This window comes from Dactylosporangium sp. NPDC051087 (assembly GCF_055586325.1).
The window spans coordinates 93,773-119,993 of the sequence record NZ_JBVJIJ010000020.1 but is presented as its reverse complement, the minus strand read 5'-3'; the positions used below and the strand labels follow the sequence as shown (position 1 = coordinate 119,993).

Genomic DNA, 26,221 nt, shown 5'->3' with positions numbered 1-26,221 from the left:
TGCCCGCCCGAAGGTGAGCGGACGTGCCGGGTAGCATGCCCTGACATGTACCGTCCCGTGCCCGCCCAGGTCGACCTGCCCGCCCTGGACCACGACGTCCTGCGTTTCTGGCGCGAGAGCGATGTCTTCGCCCGCAGCCTCGAGCAGTCCCGCGGCCGCCCCGAATGGGTGTTCTACGAGGGCCCGCCGACCGCCAACGGCATGCCGGGCGCCCACCACATCGAGGCGCGCGTCTTCAAGGACGTCTTCCCGCGGTACCGGACGATGAAGGGCTTCCACGTCGAGCGCAAGGCCGGCTGGGACTGCCACGGGCTGCCGGTCGAGCTCGCGGTGGAGAAGGAGCTCGGCTTCACCGGCAAGCAGGACATCGAGGACTACGGCATCGCCGCGTTCAACGCCAGGTGCCGCGAGTCGGTGACCCGGCACACGGACGCGTTCGCCGAGCTCACCCACCGGATGGGCTACTGGGTCGACATGGACGACGCGTACCGGACGATGGACGCGCCCTACATCGAGTCCGTCTGGTGGTCGCTCAAGCAGATCTTCGACAAGGGCCTGCTGGTCGAGGACTTCCGGGTCGCGCCGTGGTGCCCGCGGGACCAGACGGCCCTGTCGGACCACGAGCTCGCGCAGGGCTACGAGACCGACGTCGACCCGTCGGTGTTCGTCAGGTTCCCGCTCACCTCCGGCCCCCTCGCGGGACGGGTGTCGCTGCTGGTGTGGACGACGACACCGTGGACGCTGGTGTCCAACACGGCCGTCGCGGTCAACCCGGCCGTCACCTACGTGGTGGCCACCGACGGCACCGAGCAGCTCCTGCTGGCCGAGCCCCTCGTCGGCGCGGTCCTGGGCGAGGGCTGGACGCTCACCGGCGAGTCGTTCACCGGCACGGACCTGGAGCGGTGGACCTACCGGCCGCCGTTCGACCTCGTCGAGGTCCCCGACGCGCACATCGTGATCCTCGCGTCCTACGTGACCACCGACAGCGGCACCGGCCTGGTCCACCAGTCACCGGCGTTCGGCGCCGACGACCTCGCGTCCTGCCGCGCGTACGGCCTCCCGATGATCAACCCGGTGCGCCGCGACGGCACGTTCGAGGCCGGCCTGGACCTCGTCGGCGGGATGTTCTTCCGCGACGCGAACGCGCCCCTCGTCGACGACCTGCGCGAGCGGGGCCTGCTGTTCCGGCACGTGCCCTACGAGCACAGCTACCCGCACTGCTGGCGCTGCCACACCGCGCTCATCTACTACGCGCAGCCGTCGTGGTACGTGCGGACCACCGCCGTCCGCGACGACCTGCTCCGGGAGAACGAGCGCACGAACTGGCAGCCCGAGAGCGTCAAGCACGGCCGCTACGGCGACTGGCTCGTCAACAACGTCGACTGGGCGCTGTCCCGGCAGCGGTACTGGGGCACCCCACTGCCCATCTGGCGCTGCCCGTCGGACCACCTGACCTGCGTCGGCTCCCTCGCCTCGCTGGGCGAGCTGGCCGGCCGCGACCTGACGGACCTGGACCCGCACCGGCCCTTCATCGACGAGGTCACCTTCGCCTGCCACTGCGGCGAGACCGCGACCCGCGTGCCCGACGTCATCGACGCCTGGTACGACTCGGGCGCCATGCCGTTCGCGCAGTTCGGGTACCCGTACCGCGGCAAGGACGAGTTCGAGCGGCGCTTCCCGGCGCAGTTCATCTCCGAGGCGATCGACCAGACCCGCGGCTGGTTCTACACCCTCATGGCCGTCAGCACCTTGGTTTTCGGCCGCAACTCCTACGAGAACGTCGTCTGCCTCGGCCACATCCTCGCCGAGGACGGCCGCAAGATGTCCAAGCACCTCGGCAACATCCTCGAGCCGATCCCGCTGCTCGACCAGCACGGCGCCGACGCCGTCCGCTGGTTCATGGCCGCCGTCGGCTCCCCGTGGTCCGCGCGCCGGGTCGGGCACACCACGCTGCAGGAGGTCGTGCGCAAGACGCTGCTGACCTACTGGAACACGGTCGCGTTCCAGGCGCTGTACGGCCGCACCGCCGGCTGGGCCCCGTCGCCGTCGGACCCGGCGCCCGCCGACCGGCCGGTCATGGACCGCTGGGTGCTGTCCGAGCTGCACACCCTCGTCGGTCGCGTCGACGCCGCGATGGACGCCTTCGACACCCACGAGACCGGCAAGCTCCTGGCCGCGTTCGTCGACGACCTCTCCAACTGGTACGTGCGCCGCAGCCGCCGCCGCTTCTGGCGCGGCGACCCGGCGGCCCTCGCGACCCTGCACGAGGTCCTGTCGACGGTGACGCTGCTGCTCGCCCCGATCGTCCCGTTCATCACCGAACGGGTCTGGCAGGACCTGGTCGTCCCGTTCGGCGGGCCGGCCCCGGCGTCGGTGCACCTCGCCGCGTACCCCACCGTCGACCCCGCGCTCGTCGACCCGGCGCTGTCGGTGCAGATGGCGACCGCCCGGCGGCTCGTCGAGCTCGGCCGGGCCGCCCGCGCCGACTCCGGCATCCGCGTGCGCCAGCCGCTGTCCCGGGCGCTCGCCGCCGCGGCCGGCTTCGACAAGCTGCCCGCGTCGCTGCTGGAGGAGATCGCGTCGGAGCTCAACGTCGGCTCCGTCGTCCCCGTCGACGCGGCCGGCTCGTCCCTCGTCGACGCCACCGCCAAGGCCAACTTCCGGGCCCTCGGCAAGCGCTTCGGCAAGGGCGTCCAGGACGTCGCCAAGGCGGTCGCCGCCGCCGACGCGCTCGCCCTGCGCGACGCGCTGCGCGACACCGGCACCGCCACCGTCGACGTGGCCGGCGAGCCGGTCACGCTCACCCCCGACGAGGTCTTCATCACCGAGACCCCGCGCGAGGGCTGGACGGTGGCCGCCGACTCCGGCGCGACCCTCGCCCTGGACCTGCGGCTCACCCCGGAGCTGGAGCGGGCGGGCCTGGCCCGCGACGCCGTCCGGCAGATCCAGGAGGCCCGCAAGACCAGCGGCCTGGACGTCGTCGACCGCATCGAGCTGCACTACACCACCAACCGCGACGACACCGCCCTCGCCCTCACCGAGCACCGCGACCTCGTCACCGACGACGTGCTCGCCACCGCCTACACCGCGGCCGAGCCGGACTGGTCCGACGCCAAACCCTTCACCGACGAGTCCCTCGGCCTCACCTTCTGGCTGCGGAAGGCGGTCGCCTGAGACTGCCCGGGGTGGCCCCCCGGACTTAGGATGCGTGCCGTGGTGCACGTACTGGTGGTCGACGACGACCCGCCGCTCGCGGACTCGCTGCGCCGCGCGCTCGTCTACGGCGGCTACCAGGTCACCGTCGCGGGCAGCGGACCCGCGGCGCTTGCGGCCATCGCGGCGCGGCGGCCCGACGTCGTGGTGCTCGACCGGATGCTGCCCGGGCTCGACGGCGTCGGCGTCTGCCGGCGGCTGCGGGCCACCGACCGGGACCTGCCGGTGCTCATGCTCACCGCCCGCGACGCCACCGCCGACCGGGTCGAGGGCCTCGACGCCGGAGCCGACGACTACCTGGTCAAACCGTTCGACTACGACGAGCTCCTCGCGCGGGTCCGGGCGCTGCTGCGGCGGGCCCGGCCCGAGCGCCTCGAGTTCCAGGACCTGACCCTCGACCCCGGCGCCCACGAGTGCCACCGCGGCGGGGTGCCGCTCGACCTGACGGCCCTGGAGTTCCGGCTGCTGGAACACTTCCTCACCCACCCCCGGCAGGTGCTGAGCCGGGCCCAGCTGCTCGACGCCGTGTGGGGCATGGACGCGGCCACCGCCAGCAACGTCGTCGACGTCTACGTCGGGTACCTGCGGACCAAGCTCGGCGAGCCCCGGCTGCTGCACACGATCCGCGGCGTCGGCTACGTCCTGCGGGCGCAGTGATGTCGATCCGGCTGCGCATCACCCTGTTCGGGCTCGGCATCGCCGGCGCCGCCCTCGCCCTGTTCTGCGCCGCCGTGTTCCTGCTGCTCGCCGCCGGCACCGCCACCGGCCAGGACACCGCCCTCGCCGGCCGCGCCGACACGGTCGCCAGGTCCACGACCACGTGGCCGGCGGCCGCGGCCGGCCCGGCACCCGCCGCCGTCGACATCCGCACCAGCCCCGACATCTTCGTCATGCTGGTCGACACGCAGGGACGGGTGGTGTTCAGCACCGGCGCCCTCGACGGCCGGTTCCCCGCCGCGCCGGCCGTCGGCGCGCCCAGGTCCACCGCGGACGTCGGCGTGCCGGTGCGGATCGCGGTCCGCGCGGTGCCCGGCGGGCACGTCGTCGCGGCGCAGACCGCCAGGAAGGTCCGCGACGACCGGCGCGGACTGTTCGTCCTCGTGCTCGTCTACGCCGTCCTCGCGCTCGCCGCCACGGCCGGCGCGACCTGGCTCGTCGCCGGCCGTGCGCTGCGCCCCCTACGGCAGCTGACCGGCCACGTCGAGCAGATCGGCCGGGAGCAGGACTTCACCAGGCGACTGCCGCCGGTGCCGGCCCGCGACGACGTCGGCAGGCTCACCGCCGCGTTCAACACCATGATGGAGCGCCTGCAGGGCAGCTACGCCGCGCAGCGCCGGTTCGTCGCCGACGCCTCGCACGAGCTGCGCACGCCACTCACCACGATCCGCAACAACGCGGGGTTCCTGCAACGGCACCCCGACGCGGCACCCGACGACGTCGCCGCGGCGGTGCGGGACATCGCGGGGGAGAGCGCCCGGATGAGCCGGCTCGTCGAGCACCTGCTGACCCTCGCCCGCTCCGACGCGTCCGGCCTCGACCTCGCCCCCGTCGACCTCGGCGCGCTCGTCGCCGACGTGTGCCGGCAGGCGGAGGCGCAGCACCCCGACCGGACGTTCCACCGCGCGGTCACCCCCACGCCGCCCGTGCACGGCTCGGCCGACGCGCTCACCCAGCTCGTCTGGATCCTGCTCGACAACGCCGTCAAGTACTCCACCGGCGGCGGCAACGTGTGGGTCACCGTCACCCAGCGCGGCGACCGGGCACAGCTCAACGTCACCGACGACGGCACCGGCATCCCACCCGGCACCGAACGCCAGATCTTCGAACGGTTCCACCGCGGCGACGAGGCCCGCACCGGCCCCGGCGCCGGCCTCGGCCTCGCCATCGCACTGTCCATCGTGGACGCGCACGGCGGCACGATCGTCGCGGCCAACAACGCCCGCGGCGGCGCGTCGTTCGTCGCCGACCTGCCACTCTCACCGTCCTCTTAACCTCCGCTCATCCCCGGCTCATCGACCGGCCCGATCCTCGATCGCATGGCTGTCGTGCGGGGACTGCTCCTGCTGCAGGGCGCGCTCGGGCTCACCGGCACCCTCGGCATGCTCGTCCTCATGGGGTTCAACCCGGTCTACGCGGTCGCGCCGGTCGCGCACGCCGCGCTGCTCATCACCCTCGGCGCGCTCCTGGAACGCCGCCGCTGGGCGCTCGTCGCCACGATCGTCGCGGAGGTCTGCGCCGTCGCGGGCTGGCAGCTGCAGGCGCTGCTCGGGGTGCTGCCGCAGCTCGACTTCACCGTCAACCTCACCGGCCTGCTCACCACCCTCGCCCTGCCGGTCACCGTGCTGGTCCTGTGCGCGCGGCGGGTGACCGCCCGTGCGTGACCTGTCGCGGCGGGTGGCCGCCCGTGCGTGACTTCTGGCTCGGCATCGCTCCGGAGCACCGCGCGGCGCTGCTGCTGATGCTCGCCGCGCCGCTGGTGCTCGTCCAGCTGCGGGCCTGGCGGGCCACCGACGCCGAGACCCGGTGGTGCTCCGGCCTGCTCGCCACGATCGCCGTCGTCCACATCGGACTGTCACCGTGGTTCGGCTCGGTGGTGTCGGCGACGCTGTTCGGGTGGCTCGCCGTGCGCTGCGCCGCCGGGAAACCGTGGCGGGTCGAGGCCGGCTTCCTCGTGCCGGCGCAGCTGCTCCTGTTCGTCGCCGCGGCAGGTGTACGGTCCGCGCCCGCCGACCAGGTCGCCCTGACGGCAGCGGTCCTGCAGCTCGCGCTGCTCGCCGTCGCCTCCCGGCGGGTCCTGGCGCGGATCGGCACCGTCGCCCTCGTGTTCACGTTCGGCGCCGCGATGTGGGTCGTCTCGATCGCCGGCCACGACCACGGCGGCGCCGACCGCATCCAGGCCGGCACGGTCCAGCGCCCGGCCGGCCCGCCGGCGACCGCCGTCGAGCGCGCCGCCGCCCGGGACCTCGCCGCGCGGGTGCGGACGTCGACCGCCCGGTACGCCGCGCTGCCCGTGGCCGAGGCGGACGGGTACCACGCCACCGGCCCGCGCACCGGGCGGCAGGTCCACTTCGAGCACAAGGGACACCAGCAGGACGGCCGGGTGCTCGACCCCGCCGCGCCGGAGCAGCTCGTCTACGCCCTCCGCGGCGACCGCGCGATCCTGCTCGGCGTCGTGTTCCAGGTCCCCGTCGCCGGCGCCGCCGGACCGGCCATCGGCGACGCCCGCTGGCACGCGCACGACGTGTGCGTCGGCCTGCTGCCGCCGGGCTTCGGCGTCGTGACACCGTTCGGGTCCTGCCCCGGCCTCACGGTCGCCACCACCTTGCCGGAGATGATCCACGTGTGGGTCGTGGACCCGCCGGGCGGCCCATACGCCGAACACCTCGACGACGCGTGGGTCGACGCCCTGCCCTGACCGCCGTTTTTGAGCTGCAACGTGCCACGCACGTGACCCTGCAGGTGCTGCCGGCGCGCCTCGTCGACCTGGACCTGAGACCCTCGGAGCTCAACGCGCTGGGAAGCCTCGCCGACGCCGCCGGCCGGACCGTCTCCGAGCACGACGCCGTGGTCGGCACCCGGCCCACGACCCGGCCCGCGACCCTGACCAGCGTCGCCGCCAGCGCGGGGCGGGCGAGCGCGGGGCGGACGGGCGCGGGGCGGACGGGCGCGGGGCGGACGGGCGCGGGGCGGACGGGCGCGGGGCGGGCGAGCGCGGGGCGGGCGAGCACGGGCAGGCCCGCACGGCGTCGATCGGCCGGGAGCCGTCCTGGAGGCCGTGACCGTTGAGACCTCCGATGACCTGCGTCCTCGACCGGATCGAGCGGCGCGGCCTGACCACCCGCGCCGCCCACCCCGGCGGCCGCCGGGCCGTCCTCGTCTCGCTCACCGGCGCCGGCACCGCTAACGCCGCTGTAACCGCCGCCGCCATCGTCACTGCGGCCGCCGCCGATCTCGAGCGGGGGACCTGCCCTCGGCGGTCGAGGCCGCCCTCATGGTCCTGCGGGCGCTGACAGACCACCTTCGACGACCCGCCTGCGGGGCGTTTCGAGGGTCTGCAGGCCGCGCCGCTCGAACCGGTTCGCGCGGGGTTACGTCGTCTACCCCTGGCTGGGTCGTCGCCGAGGTGTCCGCCGGTCGCTTCGGGCACCGTGAGCATCGCCTTCGGCGGTCGAGGCAGCTGTCACGGTCCTGCGGGCGCTGACATGACCACCTTCGACGACCCGCCCGCGGGGCGTTTCGAGGGCCTGGTCGCCGAGGTGTCCGCCGGCCGCTTCGGGCACCATGAGCACCTGCACACCTTGAGCACCTGCACGTCCACACCTTGAGCACCTGCACGTCGCCTGGCTCGCCGTGCGCAGGCTCGGCGCCGTTGCGGCGGTCGAGGTGATCAGCGACGGGATCCGGCGCGCGGCGGCGGAGAAGTTCCCCGCCACCGCGGCGCGGCCCGCCCGACGCCTGCGCCCTCCGCCGTGACGGCCGCAAGACGACCGCCGTCCGCCGTGGCGAGCCGCCGTCCGCCGTGGCGAGCCGCCGTCCGCCGTGGCGAGCCGCCGTCCGCCGTGGCGAGCCGCCGTCCGCCGTGGCGAGCCGCAAGACGACGCCGGGCACTCCAAGGCCTGCGCCGCGACGCTGAGTGCCTGACACGAGTAGGCGACGTCCGAAACCCGTCCGTCCGACCGCTCAACCAAACGGTACACCAACCGACCAAATTTCTTGTCGGAGCCGCCAACCACTATAGATGAAGGGTTGGCGGCGTCGACCCTGGACTCAGTGGCTGCCCGACGGGGCCGGGTCGAGCCGGACCTGCGCCGCGTCCCGGCCCGGTGAGCCGGCGGCCGGACCGGCGGGGCGGCGGACGAACAGCAGGACCAGCACCCCGGCGAACAGGGCGAGGCCACCGGCGACGACCAGCGTGCGGTCGAGCGCGTCGGCGACGCCCGCCAGGGGGTCGCGGTGCCCGGCCAGGCGGTGGCTGAACACGGCACCGAACACGGCCACGCCGAGCGCGAAGCCGAGCTGCCGGAACGTGTTCACCGCGCCGCTGGCCATGCCGGAGCGTTCGTGCGGTGCCGCTGCGAGGGCCGCCGACGCGAGGGTCGGCAGGACCGCGGCGACGCCGACGCCGGCCACGATCAGGCCCGGGATGAGCGCCGTCGCCGGGCTCGTCGCGGTCAGTCGCGCCTGCAGGAGGTCCCCGGCGCCGATCAGCAGCAGGCCCACCCCGATCGCCCACCGGGGCGCGATCCGCTGCAGGAGGCGCCCGCCGGCCGCGGCGACCACGAACGACGCGACGCTCATCGGCAGCGCGCCGAGGATGCCGGCGTCGACCGGGCCCTTGCCGAGGAACTGCTGCAGCCACACCGTGACGAACGGCAGGTAGGCGAAGGCGGCGGCCTGGGCCAGTACCGCGGCGATCATCAATGTGCTGAACGACGTGCTGCGGAACAGTTTGAGGTCGAGCATCGGGTGGTCGGTGGCGCGCTCGACGAACACGAACACCACCAGCGCGACCGCGGAGACCCCGAACGCCGTCAGGGTCGACGCGGCGGTCCAGCCGGCCTCGCCGCCGCGGATCAGTCCGTACGTGACGGCGGCCGCGCTGAGCGTGAACGCGACGGTGCCCGGCAGGTCGAACCGGGCTCCGGTGCGGCCCTTCGACTCGGTGACGCCGCGGACCGTGAACCACAGCGCGAGGAGGCTGACGGGCAGGTTCACCAGGAAGATCCAGCGCCAGCCGAGGTGCTCGGTGAGCAGCCCGCCGACGATCGGGCCGGCGGCCGCGGCGGCGCCGTTGACCGCGCCCCAGATGCCGAACGCGATGCCTCGGTCCTTGCCGCTGTACGTGACGCCGAGCAGCGCGACGGTCGTGGCGAACATCGCGGCGCCGCCGATTCCCTGCAGGAACCGTGCCGCGATCAGCAGCCAGCCGGTGTCCGCGACGGCGCACAGCAGGGACGCGGCGGCGAAGACGATCGTGCCGCCGAGGTACATGCGGCGCCGGCCGTGCCGGTCCGCGAGCGCGCCGGCGCCGAGCAGCAGCGCGGCGAGGGCGAGCGCGTAGCCGTCGAGGACCCACTGCAGCCCGTCGAGCGAGGCGTGCAGGTCGCCGGCGATGGCCGGCAGCGCGACCGTCACGATCGTGACGTCGACGAGGAGCATGAAGGTGCCGATGGACACGGCAAGCAGAGTGGACCACTTTCGCATGCCGACGACTCTGCGGCATCCCTGACCGTCAGGCGAAGCTTTGCTCGTACATTCGGCAGATTCCGACTTTCGGGTAGCCTCGGATGATGGAAGTCGACACTCTGGACCGGCAGATCGTGGACGCGTTGCGGGTCGACGGGCGGGCCGGCTTCAGCCGCATCGCCGAGGTCCTCGGCGTGTCCGACCAGACGGTCGCCCGCCGCTTCCGCCGGCTGCGCGCCGAGGCCGGGGTCAGGGTCGTCGGCCTGCCCAACGGCGTCCGGCTCGGCTATGACAAGTGGATGATCCGGGTGCAGGCGGCGCCGGGCGGCGCGTCGGGGATCGCGGAGGCCCTCGCCCGCCGCCCGGACACGACCTGGGTGACCATCGCGTCCGGCGGCACCGAGGTCACCTGCATCGTGCAGAATCCGGGCACCGCCGACCGGCAGGCGCTGCTGCTGCAGAAGCTCCCGCAGACCCCGCGGATCCAGTCGGTGAAGGCGCACTGCCTGATCCACAACTTCGCCGGGGGTGCGGTCGACGCCGCCGGCCCCAACGCGCTCACCCCGTCGCAGGCGGCCGCGGTGCAGCCGCCGCCCGCCGAGGGGGAGGCCGTCCTGCTCGACGCCGACCAGCCGCTCGTCGCCGCCCTCGCCCGCGACGGCCGCACGGGCCTGCCCGAGCTCGCGACGGCGACGGGCTGGTCCGAGTCGACGGTGCGCCGGCGGCTCGAGCACCTCCTGCGCACCGGTGCCCTGTTCTTCGACGTGGAGGTCAACCCGGCGCTGTTCGGCTTCAACGCCCGCATCCTGCTCTGGATGTCCGTCGCCCCGGCCCACCTGGAAACCGTCGGCCGCGCGCTCGCCACCCATCCCGAGATCGTGTTCGCCGCCGCCACCACCGGCACGACCAACCTCGTCGCCACCGTCATCTGCCCTGACATGGCGGGCCTGTACGACTACCTGACCCGCCGCATCGGCCCGCTGCCCGGCGTGGAGCGCGTCGAGACGGCCCCGGCGCTGCGCCACGTCAAACAGGTCGGCGCCGTGCTGTAGCTACTCGTGCGCGGTGAACCGCTCGGCGTCGGTGGTCCCGTTGGACTCCTCGGCGGTGCTGTAGCCACCGACGGCGTACACGGTGTTGCCCGTGGTGGCGACGGCCATGCCCGCGCGGGGGACGGCGCGCCCCGGCAACCGGTCGGCGACGCCGTCCTTCAGGCACCACCAGCCGTAGACCTTCTTGCCGTTGTTGCCGCCGAGCACGCACAGGCCGTAGCCCTCCAGCCGCACGGCGGAGGCGCCCTCCCGGGCCTGGGGCAGTTTCACGCCGGCGGGCTGCAGCTGACGCTCGACGAAGACGTCGATGTCGGTGGTCGTGCCGCTGGTGCCGTTGCCGCCGATGAACCAGGCGGTGCCGGCGCCGTCGCCGGCGGCGGTGAGCTTCTCCCTCGGCTGGCGCAGCGGCGTCATCGGGTCCCAGCCGGCGTTACCGTCCTTCTGCGCCCAGACATCCTTTCGCGGCTTGCCGTCCGGGCCCTTGCCGCCGGCGAAGACGATGCCGCGACCGTCGAACGCGGCGGCGCCGGCCTGGCGGGGCTCCGGCAGAGAGGTCATCTCGATCCAGGACAGGCGGTCGGGGCTCAGCCTGAAGACGTTCTCGGTGGCGCCGTCGGACGCCCAGCCGCCCATGATGAACAGGTCGCCACCGGGGGTCACGATCGCGGCGGTCTGGCTCACCGCCTGCTGGAGCTTCGGGCCCGCCGACCACGCGTCGCTCTTCGGGTCGTAGACCCAGACTGTGTCGAGCTGGACGCGCGGGTCGAACTCGGTGAAGCCGCCGATGACGTACAGCTTGTCGTCGAGGACCGCGGCGGCGGCGCCCTCGATGCCGAGCGGGTCGCCGTTGCTCCGCACGCTCGGCAGCTTCGGCATCGCCTCCCACGAGCCGAGCGGGTCCGGCCTGGTCAGCCACCACCCGGCGGCGCCGGCGAGCAGCACCAGCGCCAGGCCGGCCGCAGCGGCGACGACGACGAGCCGGCGGCGCGACCGGGCGGGTGCGGGAGCATCGGGCAGCGGGACGCCGGCCGGTCCGGCGCCGGGCAGGGCGGCACCGGACGGAGGCCCGGCGGACACCGGGTCGCCGGAGACGGGGGCGCCGGAGACAGGGACACCGGAGACGGGCGCCCCTGATGACGGGACCCCTGACGAAGGGGCGCCGGACATGGGCGCGGCGGAGATCGGGACGCCCGACACCGGAATCCCGGAGACGGGCGACACCGGGCCGGCCGTGGCCGTCGGCGTGCCGTAGACGCCGGTGTTGCCGGAGACCTGCTGCACCGGGTGGCCCTGCGTCTGGTAGGCGGGCTGCTGCCGGGGCACGCCGGTGACGGAGGCGGTGCCGGTCGCGGGGGCGGTGCCGAGCTCGGCCGGGTGCACGACCGCGCCCTCGGCGACCGGCAGCTCCGGCTGTTCCAGGACGGTCGGCGCGACGCCGAGCGAGCGGTGCAGCATCCGCGCCACCAGCGGCACCCGCGAGGACCCGCCGACGAGCATGACGCCCGCGAGCTGGTTCGGCGCCAGCCGGCACGCCGCCACGACCCGCGCGGTCTCCGCGACCGTCTGGCGCAGCATCGGCTCGACGAGCGCCTCCAGCTCGTCGCGGGTGAGGTGCAGCGCGACCTCCACGCCCGGCACGGAGACGGGGGCGGTGGCGGTGCGCGACAGCATCTCCTTCGCGCCGCGGACGTCCTCCCAGAACAGCCGCCGGTCGCGCCGGTCCTGCGCGGTCCGGGGCTGCTGCAGGCGCTGCCACACGGCCGGTTCGGTGTGCCGCAGGGTCGCGCCGACGTGTTCGACGAGGGCGGCGTCGATGTCGAGGCCGCCGATGTCGTGCAGGCCGCCGGCGCCGATGACGGTGAAGCCGGTCTCGTCGTGGCGGACGACGGCGATGTCGACGGTGCCGCCGCCGAAGTCGTAGACGGCCATGGCGGCGCCGCGGGGCAGCGGATGGTTGAGGGTGCTGATGAAGTACCGGGCGGCGGCGACCGGCTCCGGCACCAGGGTCACCCGCGGCCAGCCGGCCAGGGTCGCGGCCTCCTGCAGCAGCGACCGGCGGGTGTGCGCCCACGACGCCGGATACGTGAGCACCAGCGGCGGCGGGGTGCGGGTGATCTCGGCGACGCCGGCCGCGGCGGCGCGCAGCACGGAGGCGAGCATCTCCCGGGTGGGGACGTCCGTGTTGCCGAGCAGGACCGTCGGCTCGTCGATGCGGCGCTTCGGGTTGGGCTCGTAGCGGGCGGGGTCGAGCTGGGCGAGGCGCTGCGCGTCCCGGCCGACGGCGAGCTGCCCGTTGTCCTGCAGGAAGACGGCGGACGGCATCAGCGGCGCGCCGTCGAAGAGGACCGGGCGGCGGCGGCCGTCGGCGGAGCGGATCACCGCGACCGTGTTGGACGTGCCGAGGTCGATGCCGACGATGTATCCCGTCACGGTGTGCTCCCGGAGCGACGAACGACAGATGGCACCATGTCAGGGGAGTACGACGCGGTGAAGTACGGCTGCGAGATCCCGGCGGCGAACGCCTCCGACGCCGCCGGTGTCGCGGCGATGCGCCAGTCGGTCTCCTTGACCGCCTCGTACCAGAGGAACCCGATGATCTCCGGGTGCTTCGGCAGCGACCTGAGCAGGTCGGTGATCCATTCCGCCTTGCGCCCGGCGGCGTCGGTCGCGGCGATCTCGGTGACGACGACCGGGCGCCTGCTCAGCGACCGGACCTCGCCCAGGGTCCTGCGGTAGATCTGGTCGAAGGTCTGGTACTGCTCGAGCCCGCCGGTGCCGTAGTAGCCGGACAGGCCGACCCAGTCGACGTAGTCGTCGCCGGGGTACAGCTGCTGCAGCGGCGTCGAGCCGTCGTAGGAGACGTTGGGGCTCCACACCCAGATGACGTTGCCGGCGCCCGCCGCCTCGAACAGGTCGTGGACGTGCCGCCACGCGGCGACGTAGTCGCCGTTGCGGTTGCCGTTGGCGGACTCGCACCACGGGTACCAGTAGCCGTTCATCTCGTGGGCGAAGCGGATCGCGACCGGGTAGCCGAGGCTCTTCACGCCCGCCGCCCACGCCTTGATGTAGTCGTCGTAGGCGCCGCCGGTGATCCGGGACAGCCGGTAGTCGGGCTGGTTGCCGCGGTTGGCGTCCTGTTTGGACTCCGACCGGAAGTTCCACGGCTCCCAGGCGAGCATCGGCAGCATGCCGCGGTTCACGACGCGGTCGAACGGTTGCCGGTCGAACGTCTTCGCCACCGCCCAGCCCTGCGCGAACATCATCACCTGCGGCCGTTTCCCGGCGGCGGCGACGAACCCGTCGTACTCGGTGAGGTCGGCGGGGCCGCGGGAGGTGAACACGCCGAAGAAGGCCTTCCCCGGCTGCGGGAAGGCCACCGTTTTCCCGGGGGAGGTGGTGTACGTGGGGCGAGGCTCCGACCGTTTCGTCTCCCAGCGCACCGCCGGGCCGGACGACGCGACGACGGCCGGTGCGACGACGAACGTGTAGCCGCCGACGAGCAGCAGCACGGCGAGCATGATCCGGGGCAGCGTGATCACACCGGGCCCCTGACCGGAGCGGCGGGCTCGGCGGGGGCCGGCCGGGGGCCGGGGACGATCAGGTCCAGGCCCGGCACGTGCGGCAGGTCGGCCAGCCGGATCGTCGACGTGCTGGTGAGCGACTCGCGGACCACGGCGGCCTTGCCGCGCACGGTCATGACCAGCGGCCCGGTCTGCGTGGTCAGGTCCGCCTCCTGCTCGACGATGCGGCGGTTGCGCAGCGACGTGACCCACGCGATCAGCGGCGGGCACAGCCCGGCGACGATGCTGAGCCCCGACCAGAAGCGCAGCGCGTCGGAGTGGTGACCGAGCCACACGCTGGCGCCGAGCAGCGCCGCCGACACCCCCGCCCACGCCAGGTGCAGCCGGAAGGAGGCGACCCCGTCCGCCGACGCGAGCCTGCCCTTCGCGGTCACCGCGTACGCGAGGGGGCGGCGCAGCAGGGCGGCCACGCCGGCGACGACGTACACCGGCACCGCGAACAACGCGAGCAGCATGCCGTGCACACCCAGCTCGCGGCGCTCGTGCCCGGCGAGGTTGAAGCGGCGCAGCCACAGCCACAGCAGGGCCCAGCTGCCCATGCTCGCCGACCACAGGGTCAGCCACAGCTGCCACTCGACGCGCATCGCGCCGATCCCGAAGCCCAGGTAGGCGGCGGTGGCGACCGTCCCGGACACCGCGGACAGCGCGACGCTCGGGTAGTAGGACTGCACGAGCCCGTAGCAGAGCCGCTGGGCGGCGCTCAGCCCCTTGAGGAAGGGCTTGCCGCGCAGCAGGATCTCCCACACCCCGTACGCCCAGCGTTTCTGCTGGTTGAAGTAGTCCGTCCAGGTCGTCGGGCCCTCCCCGACGGCGATGACGTCGGGGGTGTAGACGCCCTTCCAGCGCCGGTCGGTCAGCGGGTTCTTCGCGCCCATCACGACCATCGACGTGAGGTGGTCCTCGATGATGCTGTCCTGGTAGCCGTCGATCAGCGCCCACGCCAGGGGGCGGTAGAGGTGGTTGGTGCCGATGAGCAGCGGCGCGCCGAGCCCGTTGCCGCCGCGCTCGATCAGGCCGCTGAAGAGGTACTGCTGCACCGACGCGCCGTGCACGACCCAGCCGTCGTACATGTTGCCGTACACCTGAGGTGCGACGACGAACGCGACGTCGGGGTCGCGGAAGTAGCCGACGGTGCGCTCCAGGAAGCTGGGCAGCGGCACATGGTCGGGGTCCATCTGCGCGACCACGTCGTAGACGTGTTCGTGGGTGAAGCGCCACGCGTTGTGGTTGCCGGCCTTGGTCTTGGCCCGGAACGGCCCGCCGGGCTGGTTGAACTCGGGCCTGCCGCGGCGGCTGAAGTGCTTGACGCCGAGCTTCTTCGCCATCGCCTTGACGCGCGGGTCGTTGCCCTCGTCGAGGATCCAGATGTCGACGTGCCCGGGGTAGCGGACCCGCTGCATCGCCTTCAGGGACCGTTCGACGACGTCGAGGGGCTCCTTCGCCGGCACGATCGTGGTGAGCATCGCGATGCGCAGCCCCGGCTCCGGCACCATCGGCACCGGGTCGGCGGCCTTCCACGCGAACACCCACACGGCGAGGTTCTGCAGCAGCCGTACCAGCTCGACGAGGATCACGAAGCAGAACGCGACCCGGGCCACGACGACGGTGGCGGACAGGTCGCCGGACATCGCGCCGGGGACGTGCCGTGGCAGGACGAGCCAGCCGATGAAGACGATCGCGGTCAGGAAGTTCAGCGAGACGAGGACGCTGAGCATGAACCGTTGCGCCGGGCGGGCCGTGCTTCTGTACACGACCGGCGGATGGGGACCGGCCGGGGTGGTGAGGGGGCCGGTGAGGGTGTTGCAGGCGGCGTAGGCGCGGTGGGTCTCGGCGTCGCGGAGCCGGCGCGCCAGCGCTCGTTTCTCGGCGGGCGTGGTGCGGACGGTCGCGGCATGCTCGTCCGCCACGGTTCCTGCCCCTCTCACCGGATCGCCGGAAACTGCCTGAACCAGCCCGATCGTAGAAGAGACCGACCATCGCGCCGAGTACACTTCCGGCCGATCACGCATTTGTACTGGTGAATTCAACGATCAATGTTCGGCCTGCTGGAAACGGTTCAGCCGAGCGATTCTTCACGTGCCGTGTGGCAGATACACGGCGTGAATGTAGAAGATCCGACAGCGGTCAGACGTTCGGATTACCGGACTTTTCCGGACATGCGGCGGCGTTGATCGGTTCGTGGTCGCCGCCCGGCGGGTCGTCGCCGGCCCGCACCGGCAGCAGCGGGTCGATCAGCAGCGCGGCGAGGGCGGCGGCGATGAGGACGGCGGCGGCGAGGGCGACCGTCCGCACGCCGAGGTCCTCGATGATCACGCCGCCGACGAACGACCCGCCCGAGATGCCGATGTTGAACGAGGAGCTGCTGCCGGCCGACGCCATGTCGGTGGTGCCGGGCGCGACCTGGAGCACCCGGTTCTGCACCGCGGCCGCGAACGCCGCATACGCCGCGCCCGTCGTGGCCAGCGACGCGATCGCGAGGACACGGACGTCGCCGCCGGCGTAGAGGACCGCCGACGCCGCGCACAGCAGCGCCACGGGCACCGCGAGCGCCGGCCACGGGTGCCGGTCCAGGAAGCGGCCGACGACGAGCGTGCCGGCGACGCCGCCCGCGCCGGAGACCAGCAGCAGCGGCCCGAGCGACGACGCGTCGAAGTGCGTCACGTCCAGCAGGAACGGCGTCACGTAGGTCTGCGCCGTCATCGCGCCCGCCACGCCCAGCGCGGTGACCAGGAGCAGCAGCAGATACCGCCGCCGGTCCGGTGTGACGGCGCGCGCGGCGGCCGCGCCGGAGGGCAGCGACGGCGGCAGCAGCGCCACGACCGCCACGCAGGTCGCCGCGCCGATGACGGCCATCACGCCGAACGCGGCCCGCCAGCCCAGCTGCTGGCCGATCCAGGTGCCGAGCGGCACGCCGAGCACCGGGGCGAGCGACGCCCCGATCGACATGCGGGCCACCGTCCGCCCGCGCTGCGACGGCGGGAACATCGCGGTCGCGGTCGACGCCACGATCGACCAGAACAGCGCCTGGGTCAGCGCCACGACCAGCCGCGCCCCGAGCAGCATCGCGTAGCCCTGCGCGACCGCCGACACCGCCGTCGCCGCCGCCGACACCCCGAGCGTCGCGCCGAGCAGCAGCCGGCGCGGCATCCGCCGGGTCAGCACCGCCATCGGCACCGACAGCAGGAGCACGACCGCCGCATACCCCGTGAGCAGCAGCCCCACCTCGGCGCGGGTGCGCCCCAGGTCGTCGGCGATGAGGGTCAGCAGGCCGATCGGCATCACCTCGACGGTGACGAAGGTGAATGTCCCCACCGACAACGCGGCAAGGGCGGCGTTGGCGCGGGGTTTCACATCGCCCACCTTAAGCGGTGTCTAGGGTGGGGTATGGCTCTCGTGCGCTGTGATTTCTTCTCCGACGTCCTCGGCGTCAGCACCTCGATGACGGTTGTGCTGCCGCAGCGCACGACCGGGCAGATCGGCATGTCCGGCAGCGGGCGCGACGGTGACGTGCCGACGCTGTTCCTCCTGCACGGTCTCAGCGACGACGACACCGTCTGGACCCGGCGCACGTCGGTCGAGCGGTACGTCGCCGAGCTCGGCATCGCCGTCGTCATGCCGCAGGTGCAGCGCAGCTTCTACACCGACGAGGCGTGGGGCCGGCCGTACTGGACGTTCGTCAGCGAGGAGCTGCCGGCGGTCGCCCGGAGCTTCTTCCGGCTGTCCGCCCGCCCCGAGGAGACGTTCGTGGCGGGCCTGTCGATGGGCGGCTACGGCGCGTTCAAGCTCGCCCTGCGCCACCCCGGCCGCTTCGGTGCCGCCGCCAGCCTGTCCGGCGTCCTGGACCTCGGCGACCGGATGCGCACCATGGTCTCCGAGGTGGACCCGCTCATGTGGCGGCGGGTGTTCGGCGACACCCCGTTCGACGGCGGCGACGAAGACCTGTTCGCGCTGCTGGACAAGGTCACCGACCCGCCGCCGCTGTTCCACTGGTGCGGCACCGAGGACGCCCTGTACGACGGCAACGTCCGCTTCCGCGACGCGTGCGCCGCCCGGGGTGTGCCGCTGACCTCGCGGTTCAGCGCCGGCACCCACGAGTGGCAGCACTGGGACGACAAGATCCGCGACGTCCTCGCCTGGCTCCCGCTGCCCTCCTGACCCACCGTCACCACGTCACGGGGAACTCGGCGTAGTTGTTCGCCAGGTCCGGGTCCGTGAACAGGTCGGCGGCCCGGACCTGCACCGTCTGTGCCGGTTCGAACTGCCACGGCGAGTCGACCATCGCGGCGACCCCGATCGACATGGAGCGCTCCTCGCCCGGCCGCAGTGGCGGACCGGTGCAGGCCGCGGCGAAGGTGTCGCCCGGCGACAGGTAGCCGCAGCCGGCCGGCGACGTGACCGTGGCGCTGCGGGGCATCGGCAGGTACACCCACCATCCGACGGCGTCGGAGGCACTGTTGTTGCGCACCGTGACGGTCAGGGTGCCGCTGCGCATCCCGCCCTCTGGCGCCCCCAGGGCCAGCGGGCCCGCGTGGATCGAGAGGTCCGTCGGCGTCGGCCCGGGCGGGAACCGCGTCGGGCCGCCGACCTGGGTGAAGCGCGCGCCGTCCCACGCGTAGCCGCGCCACTGCGTCGTCTTCCCGGCCGACGGCGGGTTCGTGCAGTCGCCCTCGTCGGTGACCTGGAGGGCGACTGTCCCGTCGGCGCCGGCGCCGATGGCGCAGAGCCCCTCCAGGTCGCCGGTCCGCGCGGCGAGCTGCCCGAGCGTGCGGATCGCGCCGGACGAGTCCCGGCGCACCGCGATGACCTGGAACGCGACGATGTTGGAGTTCTGGCAGCTGAGGTGGACGATCGTCTCGTCGGCGCCGTCGTGGTCGACGTCGATGTCCACCGCCTGCCGGACCCGCACGAGCACCGCGGGTCCGCGGTGCTCGCCGCCGGTGAACCGCACCGTCCCGTCGGTGCACGGCCCGAGCACGTTCGCGTGCGGCCACGGGGGCACGTCCAGCGTCGCGCGCCCGAGCTCGTCCAGGCTGATGCCGCCGGCGCCCGTCGGGTGGCTGTCGTCCGACGGCCGGTCGTGGACGGTGCGCAGCGCGCCGAGACCGACGGCCGCGCCGGCGACGACGAGGGCGAGCCCGGCCGCGCCGGCGGCCTTCGCCCGGCGGTGCCGCCTGGACAGCCGGTCGCGCAGCCCGGCCGCGCCCGGCGCGACGACGCGCGGCGCCACGGTCTCGCGCAGCGCCCCGAAGGCGCCGGTCAGCGGGTCGTCGAGGTCAGGCATCGTTCGGCTCCTCGGCGAAGTGTTCGGCGAGCGCGAGCCGCCCGCGGTGCAGCCAGGTCTTGACCGTCCCCTCGGGGATCCCCTCGTGCTCGGCGATGTCGCGGACGGAGAGGTCGGCGAGGTAGAAGAGGATCAGGGCCCGCCGGTGCCGGTCCGGCAGGGTGGCCAGCGCCCCGGCCAGCGCGACCCGGTCCGGGCCGGGCCCCGGCGCGTGCTCGTCGCGGTGCCGCCGGGCGAACCTGGCGGCGGTGCGCGCCTGGCGCCAGCGGCTGGTCGCGAGGTTCCAGGCGACCTTCCTGACCCACGCCACCGGGTCGTCGTAGTCCGCGACCTTCGCCCACCTGACCAGGGCGCGGTAGAACGCCTCCTGCACGACGTCCTGCGCGACCTCGAGGTCGTTGGTGTAGGCGTACAACTGGACCGTGACCGCCTGGAACGACGCGGCGTAGAACGCCTCGAAGCTGACCTGGCGGCGCCGGGCACCGGCGGTGGTGCGCGGATCGTCGTGCACGGAGACCACGGCGTCCTCTCTTCCGCCCGATGACCACGGCCGGCACGAGTATCACGCGCGGTGCGGCCGGCCGGTTTCAGCCCCCGGCCGGCGGTTCGGACGGGAGCGAGCGCCGCGGCGTCGTGGCCGCGGACGGGCATGGCCTAGCCGGTTCGCAGGGCGTGCAGCACCCGGGGCGCTCGCCTCTTGTACACCTGGCGTTCACGTGGAGTTTGGATGCCGTTCAAAGGTTGCTCTGAGGTTCGCCTGGTTGTGTCCTACTTTGGTACCCCTGCAGCGCTCAGATAGGCGACAGACTATGCGATGGCCGTTCCGACGACGAGATGTGCCGCCGGACCGATCCACGGACAGCGCGCCGCGGGTCGGCGCGCCGGCGGAGCCGGGCAACGACGACCACGCCGGGCACGCGCTGCGTGCGCCGAGCAGGTTGCACGCGTTCAACCGCTACGAGATCAAGTATCTGATGCCCGGCACCGCCCTGCCGGCGCTGCGGGCCGAGCTGGACCGGCGCCTCGACCGGGACAGCCACGGCACCGACGGCGGCTACGGGGTGTGGAGCACCTACTACGACACCCGGGACCTGCGCTTCTACTGGGAGAAGATCGAGGGGCTCAAGTTCCGCCGCAAGCTGCGCATCCGCCACTACGGCGACCGGTTCGCCGTCGACGACGACACCGGCGTCTTCGTCGAGATCAAGCAGCGGGTCAACCGGGTCACCCAGAAGCGGCGGGTCGCGCTGCCCTACCGGCAGGCCCTGCGGCTGTGCGACGACCGGGACATGGTCGAGCACGAGGCGGGCCAGGGCGCGTTCCTCGAAGAGGTCCTGGGCCTGGTCAGCCGCCTCGACCTGCGGCCGGTGGCGATGACCGGCTACCAGCGGGAGGCGTTCGTCGGACGCGGCGCCGAGGCCGGCCTGCGGGTCACCGTCGACCAGCGGCTGCGCGGCCGGGACCGGGACTTCCACCTCGGCGCCGACACCGAGAACCGGCTCATCGTGCCCGCGCGGCTCGCCGTCGTGGAGTTCAAGGCCAACGAACGCGTCCCCTACTGGCTCACCGACCTCGCCGCCGAGCTCAACCTCTCGGTGGCGCGCATCTCCAAGTACTGCCAGAGCGTCGAGGCGTTCGGCCGGGCGCCCCGATCGATCTTCCACGTCCCAGACACCGACCCCGCTCCCGCCCGAAGTGAGGCCTGATCCCCATGCCGTTCGACGTCCAGGACCTGTCCGGCACGTTCAGTGTCGGCGACATCGCCATCGCCCTGTCGCTGTCGTTCGTGCTCAGCGCGATGATCGGCTGGGTGTACCGGTTCACCCACCGCAACGTGTCCTACAGCCAGTCCTACGTGCAGACCCTCGTCATCCTCGGCATGCTCATCGCGCTGATCATGCTGGTCGTCGGGTCGAACATCGCCCGCGCGTTCGCGCTCGTCGGCGCGCTGTCGGTGGTGCGGTTCCGCAACGCCATCAAGGAGACCCGCGACGTCGGGTTCATCTTCCTCGTCATGGGCGTCGGCATGGCCGCCGGCACCCGCTTCTACACCCTGGCGATCGTCGCCGCCGTCGCGATCAGCCTCATCATCGTGGTGATGTTCCGCTTCAACTGGTTCGCCGCCAGCGTGCAGCGGCAGGTCGTCAAGGTCCAGGTCTCGCCGGACGGCAGCGCCACCGACAGCGTCCAGGACGTGCTCATCGCCCACACCAGCGAGTTCGAGCTGGTCAGCATGGAGTCGATCCGCGGCGGCGCCCTGACCGAGATGATGTACACCGTGCGGCTCAAGAAGGGCCACGAACCCGGCCGGCTGATCACCGCCCTCGGCGAGCGCAACGGCGGGCAGCGCGTCACCGTCCTGACCGGTTACGACCAGACGGACCTGTGATGCGCCGCCGGCTGCTGCATCGCGTCCCGGTCCGGATCCGGCACTACTGGAAGCTGCTCGCCGTCTGCGTCGCGTTCCTCGTCGCGTGCGCGGTGGTGTTCAGCACCGTGCGCGTCGCGCCGCTCGTCACCAGTACCAGCGACAACGACGGCGACCAGGTCACCGAGGACATCGGGGGGACCACCGACCTGTTCGACGCGACCAGGGCCCACACGATCACGCTGACCTTCCGCGACGCCGACTACCAGCGGCTGCTGGACGAGTTCTGGGACGAAGGCGAGAAGGAGTTCCTCGAGGCCGACCTCACCGTCGACGGCACCCTGATCAAAAGCGTCGGCATCAGGCTCAAGGGCAACTCCACCCTGTCCGGGCTCACCCGCAACGGGCAGTCCCGGCCCGGCGGGTTCCTCGGCCAGGGCGGGATGCCGCAGCGCAACGGCGGCGGTCAGGGCTTCCCCGGCGGCGCGTTCCCCGGTGGGGCACAGGGCGCACCCGGCGGCGCACCGGGCGGAATGACCGGTGGTTTCGGGCGGGCGTCGCTCAAGGCCGAGGAGCCGGAGACCCTGCCCTGGCTGATCCGCTTCGACGAGTTCGTCGACGGCCGCCGGTACCAGGGCCACCGCGAGATCGCCGTGCGGGTCGCCGGCATGGGCGGCGGCTCGACCGTGCTCAACGAGGCGGTGTCCCTCGACGTCCTCGCGGCGGCGAAGCAGACCGTGCAGCGTTACGCGTACAGCAGCTTCACGGTCAACGACCGGCCGACCACCGCCCGGCTCCTCGTCGAGCACCCGGACGAGGAGTTCGCCGGCACCCTCGGCGGCTCCGGCGTGCTCTACAAGAGTCTCGCCACCGGGCAGTTCACCGACCAGGGCGACGACCCGATCGACTACGCCGACGACTTCAAACAGATCACCAAGAAGGGCAGCCAGGACCTCCAGCCCGTCATCGACCTCATCAGATGGGTCAACAGCGCGGGTGACGCCGACTTCGACGAGCACCTCGCCGACCACGTCGACGTCGCATCCTTCGCCCGCTACGTCGCGACGCAGAACCTGCTGCTCAACTTCGACGACATGGCCGGTCCGGGACGCAACTACTACCTCTGGTACGACCTGAGGACGAAACGGTTCTCCGTCATCGGCTGGGACTACAACCTGGCGTTCTCCGGCAGCGCCACCCAGGGGCCGCACGACGCCGTCACCATGGGCGGCGGCGGCCGCTTCGGCGGTGGCAACGCCGGCGCCCTGCCGCGGGACTTCCAGCCACCCGCCGGCATGCAGCCGCCCGGCGGCGGTGGCCGGGGCGGCTTCGGCGGCGGGGGGCACAAGCTCAAGGAACGCTTCCTCGCCAGCGCCGCGTTCAAGCAGGTGTACGAGGAGGCGTACCGGGAGCTGTACCGCGAGATCTACGCCGGCGCCGACGCCCTGAACATTCTCGACCGCATCACCAAGGTCCTGTCCACCGTCGGGGGCAACAACGCCGACAAGACCGGCGCCGACGCCGAACAGCTGCGCGACCTCATCATCCAGCGCACCGGGCACCTCTCCGGCGACAGCGTCATCACGGGCGGCTGACCGGCGCGAACGGGCCGGCGGGTGCGGCGCCGGCCCGGCGCGCGGTCATCCCAGGCTGAGGACGATCCGGTCGATCGAGGGGGCGTGGCCGTCCGGGTTGGAGACGGTGATGCTGTTGTCGCCCTTGCGCAGCCGTACCTGCAACGTCGAGCCGGTGCAACAGGCGGAGCCGCCGCTGAGCGTGACGCGCTGCGGCTCGCCGCCGGCGACGGTGACGACGGCGGTCCGGGTCCGTTCGTTGTCGATGTTCACGTGGTACAGGCGCAGCGTGTACGTGCCGGCGGCGGGGACCCTGACGCCCTGGAAGCGCAGGAACCCGGCGGGCCCGCCCCAGTCGCCGAGGTTGCGCACGATCGAGCCGCCCGAGGCGCCCGGGTACCGGTCCACCCACGCGGACCCGCCCAGCGCGTTGCCGGGCGCCTCCGCCTCGAACGTGACCGGCCCGAACGTCACCGGCGCCGACGATCGCGGCGGGGACGGGCGCGGCGGCGACGAGGACGCCGACGGGGACAGGGACGGGGCCGGCGACGGGGGCGCCGATGGTGACGGGGGCGCCGATGGTGACGGTGCTGCCGGGCCGGGTGCGGGGGTGCCACCGGCGGCCGGGTCGGCGGCCCGGCGGCCAGGGCCGAGGAGCGCCGCCACCAGCAGGATCACCAGCAGCGACAGCGCCGCGGCGACGCCGGCCACGATCAGCCGCGACCGCCACGTCACCAGCAGGCCGCGCAGCTCGGACGGCTCGTCGGCGGCGTGCCAGCCGTCCCGGTCCGGCGCCGGCGGCCACTGCGCCGCGAGATCGTCCGCCGAGGGGCCGGCCTCCGCCGAGGGGCCGGCCTCCGGCGCGGGCGCCGGCTCGATGGGTTCCGGTGCGGTGGGCCCCGGCGGACGCGGCACGGACGGGGACGGTGCCTGGCCGGCGAGCCACGGTGGCACGCGCAGCGGCTCGGCGTCCGCGTCGGAATCCGTCATGGACCCCGAAGATAACCACCCCGGTGGGCGTTGGCGAGACCCGGGCGCGGCCGGCGGGGTCCTAAATACTAGTTACCCGATAGGGATTGACAACTTATTTCCGTCTCTTTAGCGTTTCTGGGGACGGCCCGTCCGGCCGTACCGCATCCCGCACCGCTGACCGCTCGCGCCGCTCCGGCGTGGGCTCGTCGTCGTCCCCGATGGAGGACTCGCATGAGCGAGCCCGTAGCGCTGGCACCCGCACCCACCGACCGTGTCACCCGGTTCGACCCGCGGATCGCGCACCGCCGGGTCACGCCACGGCCGCGCCCCTGGCGCTGGACCGTCAGCGCGATCGTGCTGGTGGTGCTGGCCCAGGTCGTCCTGGGCGTCTTCACCAACACCCGCTACGAGTGGGGCAAGTTCTGGCCGTACTTCACGCGCGAGTCGATCCTCGACGGCGTCGTGGTGACGCTGCAGGTCGTCGGGCTCAGCGCCGTGCTCGGCCTCGTCCTCGGGGTCCTCGTCGCGCTCGGCCGGCTGTCGACGAACCCGCTCGTCAACGGTCTGGCCTGGGCGTACGTGTGGTTCTTCCGCGCCCTGCCGCTGCCGCTGCTGCTCATCATCACGTTCAACTTCTCGTACTTCTATCCGCGGCTCGGCGTCGGCATCCCCTGGGGACCGGTCTTCGCCGACGTGCGGACCAGCAGCCTCACCCCGCTCGCGATCGGCGTCATCGCGCTGGGCCTCAACGAGGCGGCCTACGCGGCCGAGGTGATCCGCGGCGGCATCCTGTCGGTGGAGGCCGGCCAGATCGAGGCGGCCAACGCGCTCGGCCTGTCCAAGGCCCGGCAGCTGCGCCGGATCGTGCTGCCGCAGGCGCTGCGCTCCATCGTGCCGGCGTACGGCAACCAGCTCGTCGGCCTGATCAAGGCCAGCTCGCTGGTGTACTACGTCTCGCTGCTCGACCTGTTCGGCGCCGTGTACGTGCTGGAGTCGCGGCACCCGGAGTCGATCGTGCCGATCCTGATCGTCGGCGCCGCCTGGTACCTCGTGCTCACCGCCGTGCTGTCGGTCGTGCAGTTCTACGTCGAGCGGTTCTACGCCCGTGGCAACGCCCGGGCGCTGCCGCCCACACCGGTCCAGCGGCTACGGCGCTTCACCGTCTCGTCCTACGTCCGCCTGACCCGCAGGGGCTTCTGATGACCGCGACCCCCGGCACCGCCGCGGCGCTCGAGATCCGCAACGTGCACAAGTCGTTCGGCACCCGCGAGGTGCTCAGGGGCGTCGACCTGACCGTGCGGCCCGGCGACGTCGTGGCCGTCCTCGGCCCGTCCGGCTCCGGCAAGTCCACGCTGCTGCGGACCATCAATCATCTGGAGCGGCCCGACCTCGGGTACGTCGCGGTCCACGGCGACCTGATCGGCGTCGAGGTCCGCGGCGGCCACCTGCACGAGCTGTCCCAGCGTGCCGTCCGGCGCCAGCGGACCCGCATCGGCTTCGTCGCGCAGAGCTTCAACCTCTTCCCCAATCTCACCGCGCGGGACAACGTCGCCGAGCCGCTGATCGCGCACCGGCGGCTCGACAGGCCCGCCGCCTACGAGCGGTCCGTCGAGCTGCTCGCCAGGGTCGGCCTCGGCGACCGCGGCGACGCCTACCCGCGGCAGCTCTCCGGCGGCCAGCAGCAGCGCGTCGCGATCGCCCGGGCCCTCGCGCTCGAACCGACCCTGCTGCTGTTCGACGAGCCGACGTCCGCGCTCGACCCTGAACTGGTCGGGGAGGTGCTCGCGGTGATCCGGCAGCTGGCCGCCACCGGCACCACCCTCGTCATCGTCACGCACGAGATCGGCTTCGCCCGCGAGGTCGCCGGCACCGTCGTCTTCATCGACGAGGGCGTGATCGTCGAGCAGGGCCCGCCGTCCCAGGTGCTCGGCTCGCCGCACCAGTCCCGTACCAGGGAATTCCTCTCCAAAGTGCTCTGATCCCAGGGAGTTGCA

22 protein-coding genes are annotated in these 26,221 nt (G+C 73.0%); 14 read left to right on the top strand and 8 right to left on the bottom strand.

Annotation, left to right across the window (positions count from 1 at the left end; all coding sequences use genetic code 11):
- The first annotated feature begins 45 nt into the window (after window positions 1–45).
- From ileS to ACZ6TV_RS34225, 7 genes are all read left to right on the top strand, one after another.
- Window positions 46–3,174, top strand: a complete 3,129-nt coding sequence (gene ileS / locus ACZ6TV_RS34255; protein ID WP_465301805.1) for an isoleucine--tRNA ligase — start codon at window positions 46–48, stop codon at window positions 3,172–3,174.
- Between the two features lie 39 nt (window positions 3,175–3,213).
- On the top strand, window positions 3,214–3,870 hold the full coding sequence (locus tag ACZ6TV_RS34250) for a response regulator transcription factor (protein ID WP_465301803.1): 657 nt from the start codon (window positions 3,214–3,216) through the stop codon (window positions 3,868–3,870).
- Entirely contained in the window at window positions 3,870–5,204 is a 1,335-nt protein-coding gene (locus ACZ6TV_RS34245) for a sensor histidine kinase (protein WP_465301801.1), read from the top strand. The genes ACZ6TV_RS34250 and ACZ6TV_RS34245 overlap by 1 nt, the downstream gene beginning before the upstream one ends.
- A 45-nt stretch (window positions 5,205–5,249) precedes the next feature.
- The gene (locus ACZ6TV_RS34240) at window positions 5,250–5,594 is read left to right on the top strand and encodes a hypothetical protein (RefSeq protein ID WP_465301799.1); all 345 of its coding nucleotides are present in this window, start codon (window positions 5,250–5,252) and stop codon (window positions 5,592–5,594) included.
- Between the two features lie 23 nt (window positions 5,595–5,617).
- Window positions 5,618–6,628 carry a hypothetical protein gene (locus ACZ6TV_RS34235; RefSeq protein ID WP_465301797.1) on the top strand — a complete coding sequence of 337 codons (1,011 nt, stop codon included), beginning with the start codon at window positions 5,618–5,620 and terminating at the stop codon, window positions 6,626–6,628.
- 32 nt (window positions 6,629–6,660) lie between these two features.
- Window positions 6,661–6,999: a hypothetical protein gene (locus ACZ6TV_RS34230; protein ID WP_465301795.1), complete on the top strand. Its 339-nt coding sequence runs from the start codon at window positions 6,661–6,663 to the stop codon at window positions 6,997–6,999.
- Between the two features lie 416 nt (window positions 7,000–7,415).
- Entirely contained in the window at window positions 7,416–7,538 is a 123-nt protein-coding gene (locus ACZ6TV_RS34225) for a hypothetical protein (protein WP_465301793.1), read from the top strand.
- Window positions 7,539–7,980: 442 nt separating this feature from the next.
- Here ACZ6TV_RS34225 and ACZ6TV_RS34220 read toward each other — a convergent pair whose 3' ends face one another.
- A complete protein-coding gene (locus tag ACZ6TV_RS34220; RefSeq protein ID WP_465301791.1) occupies window positions 7,981–9,390 on the bottom strand; it encodes an MFS transporter in 1,410 nt (469 codons plus the stop codon).
- 113 nt (window positions 9,391–9,503) lie between these two features.
- On the opposite strand from ACZ6TV_RS34220, the gene ACZ6TV_RS34215 reads away from it, so the two are divergent.
- Entirely contained in the window at window positions 9,504–10,451 is a 948-nt protein-coding gene (locus ACZ6TV_RS34215) for an Lrp/AsnC family transcriptional regulator (RefSeq protein ID WP_465301789.1), read from the top strand.
- Here ACZ6TV_RS34215 and ACZ6TV_RS34210 read toward each other — a convergent pair whose 3' ends face one another.
- From ACZ6TV_RS34210 to ACZ6TV_RS34195, 4 genes are all read right to left on the bottom strand, one after another.
- Entirely contained in the window at window positions 10,452–12,881 is a 2,430-nt protein-coding gene (locus ACZ6TV_RS34210) for an Hsp70 family protein (RefSeq protein WP_465301787.1), read from the bottom strand.
- On the bottom strand, window positions 12,878–13,990 hold the full coding sequence (locus ACZ6TV_RS34205; protein WP_465301785.1) for a glycoside hydrolase family 26 protein: 1,113 nt from the start codon (window positions 13,988–13,990) through the stop codon (window positions 12,878–12,880). Before ACZ6TV_RS34205 ends, ACZ6TV_RS34210 begins: the two co-directional genes overlap by 4 nt.
- Entirely contained in the window at window positions 13,987–15,939 is a 1,953-nt protein-coding gene (locus ACZ6TV_RS34200; RefSeq protein ID WP_465301783.1) for a glycosyltransferase family 2 protein, read from the bottom strand. Before ACZ6TV_RS34200 ends, ACZ6TV_RS34205 begins: the two co-directional genes overlap by 4 nt.
- Window positions 15,940–16,156: 217 nt before the next feature.
- The gene (locus ACZ6TV_RS34195; protein ID WP_465301781.1) at window positions 16,157–17,383 is read right to left on the bottom strand and encodes an MFS transporter; all 1,227 of its coding nucleotides are present in this window, start codon (window positions 17,381–17,383) and stop codon (window positions 16,157–16,159) included.
- 33 nt (window positions 17,384–17,416) lie between these two features.
- On the opposite strand from ACZ6TV_RS34195, the gene ACZ6TV_RS34190 reads away from it, so the two are divergent.
- Complete coding sequence (locus tag ACZ6TV_RS34190; protein ID WP_465301779.1) at window positions 17,417–18,187, top strand: alpha/beta hydrolase; 771 nt, start codon at window positions 17,417–17,419, stop codon at window positions 18,185–18,187.
- A gap of 7 nt (window positions 18,188–18,194) precedes the next feature.
- Here the strand turns inward: ACZ6TV_RS34190 and ACZ6TV_RS34185 are convergent, their stop codons facing one another.
- Window positions 18,195–19,313: a hypothetical protein gene (locus tag ACZ6TV_RS34185; RefSeq protein ID WP_465301777.1), complete on the bottom strand. Its 1,119-nt coding sequence runs from the start codon at window positions 19,311–19,313 to the stop codon at window positions 18,195–18,197.
- On the bottom strand, window positions 19,306–19,833 hold the full coding sequence (locus tag ACZ6TV_RS34180) for a sigma-70 family RNA polymerase sigma factor (protein WP_465301776.1): 528 nt from the start codon (window positions 19,831–19,833) through the stop codon (window positions 19,306–19,308). Before ACZ6TV_RS34180 ends, ACZ6TV_RS34185 begins: the two co-directional genes overlap by 8 nt.
- Window positions 19,834–20,149: 316 nt before the next feature.
- Here ACZ6TV_RS34180 and ACZ6TV_RS34175 point away from each other — a divergent pair, with 316 nt between their 5' ends.
- The 3 genes from ACZ6TV_RS34175 to ACZ6TV_RS34165 are packed head-to-tail and all read left to right on the top strand — an operon-like array spanning window position 20,150 to window position 23,276.
- Window positions 20,150–21,019, top strand: a complete 870-nt coding sequence (locus tag ACZ6TV_RS34175) for a VTC domain-containing protein (protein WP_465301774.1) — start codon at window positions 20,150–20,152, stop codon at window positions 21,017–21,019.
- 5 nt (window positions 21,020–21,024) lie between these two features.
- On the top strand, window positions 21,025–21,702 hold the full coding sequence (locus ACZ6TV_RS34170; RefSeq protein WP_465301773.1) for a DUF4956 domain-containing protein: 678 nt from the start codon (window positions 21,025–21,027) through the stop codon (window positions 21,700–21,702).
- Window positions 21,702–23,276: a CotH kinase family protein gene (locus tag ACZ6TV_RS34165; RefSeq protein WP_465301771.1), complete on the top strand. Its 1,575-nt coding sequence runs from the start codon at window positions 21,702–21,704 to the stop codon at window positions 23,274–23,276. Before ACZ6TV_RS34170 ends, ACZ6TV_RS34165 begins: the two co-directional genes overlap by 1 nt.
- A gap of 45 nt (window positions 23,277–23,321) precedes the next feature.
- Here ACZ6TV_RS34165 and ACZ6TV_RS34160 read toward each other — a convergent pair whose 3' ends face one another.
- Window positions 23,322–24,245 carry a hypothetical protein gene (locus tag ACZ6TV_RS34160; protein ID WP_465301769.1) on the bottom strand — a complete coding sequence of 308 codons (924 nt, stop codon included), beginning with the start codon at window positions 24,243–24,245 and terminating at the stop codon, window positions 23,322–23,324.
- 213 nt (window positions 24,246–24,458) lie between these two features.
- On the opposite strand from ACZ6TV_RS34160, the gene ACZ6TV_RS34155 reads away from it, so the two are divergent.
- Window positions 24,459–25,427 (top strand): amino acid ABC transporter permease, encoded by a 969-nt coding sequence (locus ACZ6TV_RS34155; RefSeq protein ID WP_465301767.1) that lies wholly within the window; start codon window positions 24,459–24,461, stop codon window positions 25,425–25,427.
- Window positions 25,427–26,206 carry an amino acid ABC transporter ATP-binding protein gene (locus ACZ6TV_RS34150; RefSeq protein ID WP_465301765.1) on the top strand — a complete coding sequence of 260 codons (780 nt, stop codon included), beginning with the start codon at window positions 25,427–25,429 and terminating at the stop codon, window positions 26,204–26,206. The genes ACZ6TV_RS34155 and ACZ6TV_RS34150 overlap by 1 nt, the downstream gene beginning before the upstream one ends.
- Window positions 26,207–26,221 lie beyond the last annotated feature (15 nt).